Genomic DNA, 3263 nt, shown 5'->3' with positions numbered 1-3263 from the left:
ACTCGCGCGGCTATTCGGCCACGTCAACACAAGTTCTCATCCTTGATGGTTTGAACCGCAGCCTCAGGCGTCTGAGCAGTAATTACATTTTTCCCGTCGAGCTTTTGGAAGAAATCATTTGTAGCTTTATTAGTCCCCAATAATATCACCTTCTTCTTGTTTTTTAACGCGAGTGCAACTTCAGAAGCGGTGCCGGCACCATCTACTCCGCATGCGATTACAACTTTACTTGATAAACCGATGATATTGTTTCTGGCATTATTCATGTCGGTTATGATTGCAACGTCAATGTTTTGAGCAATGCGAGATGATTTGTTGGAGATGATCCCGATAGTAAGACTTCCTACAACCTTTTTAGCGCCTTCGTTGACCGCCTTCATTATGCCTGCATCTCTACCGCCGCTCACAATAGCCCATCCTTCTTTTGCCAGGAGCTCACCAAGTTCGCGTGCGTTATTTATAGCAGGTTGGGCCGCTTGGGTGTCGTCACCGGTTCCCACAACAGCAACTAGCGATTTCTGTGCCATAATTCTCTCTTTCTACGTTGAGGATGGCGATTAATGCCGGCGCACAGCCGCACCTGAATCAGGGAGCGCAGCGGAACCATCGCCGATGAAGAACTGATGCGCTGACCTCAGAGAGCCGCTAAACGCTGAGGTCCAATTCGGGATCCCGACGGCTCACCATCATTCCGGCTGGTCGAAAAACCCACAAGAATCCAGCATTGCAATCTCCTTCGCCGATGTGGCGAACTCATACACAAACACGTTGGAGCGAATCTCGAAAAAGGGTATGAGAAGGCGGGCGCCGGGAACAACGCGCATTGGACACCCTTAGGGTTGGGCTGACAAGAGTCGAAGTTGCTCCTGCGGGCTCTGGTGCAAACTTTTGACGTGGCTTGAGTGACACCCTCCAGAGTGCCGGGCAGGTCAGGCCAAGAGTACGGCATTCCAAACCGCAGGCGCAGCTTGGCCTCGAAGACGCAGCTTGCCGAGATTGAACTGGCCTTTGCGTATGCGATACAGCAGCTCGACGCCGGCGATCGTCACGGCCGCGCGGTCGAAGATCTTGAAGCCGAGCATGAGCTTGATGCGCGACTTCACGCCTCGATGATCTTGCTCGATCATGTTGTTACCCGGCATGCTTGTCTCTCGCGCCTTCCGGCACACGGGTCGGTACCTCCGGCGGAGTATCGTTTCCGCACCGGGATAGGGGCGACGGGAGCATGTATTGCGGGCGGGTCGGAGTACCTCATGAGCTGCGAGCTCGGGTTGTTAACTGGCTGCCCCTTCGATCTGCCCGGTTGCGCTGCGAGCGCGAATCCGTAAGTGTCGTGTTGTCCGCGAGCTTCCGCCGTGTGTCCATCACAGTAGGAGACGCCTATGAGAGTCATCGGTTTGGATGTTCATCGCAACTTTGCACAGGTCGCGATCCTCGAGAACGGCCTGATGAAGAATCATGGTCGTTTCGCCATGGACCGTCAGGCGGTGCTCACGTTTGCCGCGACGCTGACCAGGAGGAAGACGTCGTGCTGGAGGCGACCGGCAACACGGCGGTCATTGTTCGGCTGCTGATGCCCTTCGTACATCGCGTGGCCATCGCCAACCCCATGCAAGTTCGGGCAATCGCCTGGGCCAAGGTGAAGACCGACAAGATCGACGCCGCGACGCTCGCCCGCCAGCACGCGGCGCAGTTCCTGCCCGAGGTGTGGATGCCCACCGAGGACGTCGTGCTGCAGCGGCGCTGCATCGCCGAGCGCGCCCAGCTCGTGTCGCAGACGACGCGGCTGAAGAACCGGATGCAATCCATCCTTTTCATCGAGCGCGAACTGCGCCAGGCAGGCGGCCAACATCGAACAGCTCCCCCTCTACCCCGAGGCCCGTGCCTGTCGGCGGCCCACCACCGAACACATCCTGCGGCTGTTCAGCCTCGCCGAGCGCGTGTCGGTGTTGGCCGATGGCAAGGTCATCCGAGTCTTCCCGCCAGAACTCACCGAACTGCAACGCCAAGTCCTCGGCTTGCTGGGAGTGCCCACATCAGCCTATCTCGCCAAGCCCTGAAGCCGCCTTCCGCCGCGGCGGAAATTCGGGTTTATTGACTCATTCGATGTGCGGAATGTGAGCCCCGATGCAAGCCCGCGTCGGCTATCGCTCCTGTTCGCACCCTGCCGTGCCCGTCGGCCCGGCGCGCTTTCGGCTGGCTGGTGGGATGGAGAAAGCTGGCATTCAACGAGCCCCGGCATGTCGATCACGAGCGGTTCGTCCAGACGCTGGTCAAGATCGAACCGGTAGTCGCCGAGGCCCGCAGCCTTGCGCGTGAGTTCCTTGGACTCATGCACCGGCGGCGTCCTCGGGAGTTCGATCGTTGGCTTGAGCGTTTGTCGAAGTGCAGCGCGCCTGAGATGCAAAGCTTCGCGCGCAGCTTGCGCAACGACTGGCAGCCGTGCGGGCGGCCTTCACGCTGCCGTGGAGCAATGGCCAGCCGAAGGGCCATGCCAATCGCTTGAAGTTCCGCAAGCGTCAGATGTACGGGCGGGCGAGGGCCGCCCTAAGAGCGTAGAGTTATCGCCAACGCGAAGAGTAAGGAAACGACAACGAGAAGGACACCTAAACTCAGTATGGCAATGAATTGCCCTCCAATGTATCGGAAGCAGGGATGGCGATTCGTGTCCTCACCCTGAAGAATCTTCATGGTTTCCTGTGGAAAAATCCCATTGGCCTTGGCATGATCCAACAATTGGTGCGATCGGGTGTAGTCTTTATTGGCATGTATTAGACTCAGGATAATCAAGAATGCCAATAGCAAAGATAATGAGAAGGTTGCCCAGCCTGCTGCAATCGTCGTTGTGGAGATTGTGTGTGAAAGATAGTCCTTCGCACAGAATGCCAAGAGGCCGAATACAATCGGGGTCAGTAGGCCGAATGTTGCAAGCATTTGCTGTTTCACTGCCCATCCCTTATCCTCGTACAGCTTAAAGATTGTCAGAGTTTGTTCGCGAGTCAGGGGATCGCACATGATGAGCCTCCTAGAATGGAATCGCACGTAATTGAATATCTTGTGTGCGGATTACTGCGATCGTAGCCAGTCATTTTAGTCTGATCTTAGCCGGCGTATCTGGGCCACTCCAAAATCACCGACACCTATTGATACAGAGCCAGCCGCGCAAATTTGAACACGCTGCAAAGTGGATAGGATGCTCCGATTGGCGAGGATAGAGGGCTCTGGTGCGAATTTTCGACGTGGCCGAATAGCCGCGCGAGTGC

General features: G+C 56.7%; 3 protein-coding genes and 1 pseudogene. 1 reads left to right on the top strand and 3 read right to left on the bottom strand.

Annotation, left to right across the window (positions count from 1 at the left end; all coding sequences use genetic code 11):
* Nucleotides 1–23: 23 nt before the first annotated feature.
* Together QTI66_RS39330 and QTI66_RS39325 are read right to left on the bottom strand one after the other, a co-directional pair.
* Nucleotides 24–527 (bottom strand): SLOG cluster 4 domain-containing protein, encoded by a 504-nt coding sequence (locus tag QTI66_RS39330; protein WP_286565802.1) that lies wholly within the window; start codon nucleotides 525–527, stop codon nucleotides 24–26.
* 402 nt (nucleotides 528–929) lie between these two features.
* Nucleotides 930–1199, bottom strand: a pseudogene (locus tag QTI66_RS39325) (DDE-type integrase/transposase/recombinase); the annotation flags it as partial.
* A 26-nt stretch (nucleotides 1200–1225) separates the two neighbouring features.
* Between QTI66_RS39325 and QTI66_RS39865 the strand changes: the two are divergent.
* Entirely contained in the window at nucleotides 1226–2098 is an 873-nt protein-coding gene (locus QTI66_RS39865) for an IS110 family transposase (RefSeq protein WP_353506300.1), read from the top strand.
* A 449-nt stretch (nucleotides 2099–2547) separates the two neighbouring features.
* Here the strand turns inward: QTI66_RS39865 and QTI66_RS39310 are convergent, their stop codons facing one another.
* Nucleotides 2548–3015: a hypothetical protein gene (locus tag QTI66_RS39310; protein ID WP_286565799.1), complete on the bottom strand. Its 468-nt coding sequence runs from the start codon at nucleotides 3013–3015 to the stop codon at nucleotides 2548–2550.
* Nucleotides 3016–3263 lie beyond the last annotated feature (248 nt).

The sequence above is a fragment of the Variovorax brevis genome, from assembly GCF_030317105.1.
Classification (GTDB): Bacteria; Pseudomonadota; Gammaproteobacteria; order Burkholderiales; family Burkholderiaceae_C; genus Variovorax; species Variovorax brevis.
This window is presented reverse-complemented; position numbering and strand designations above follow the sequence as displayed.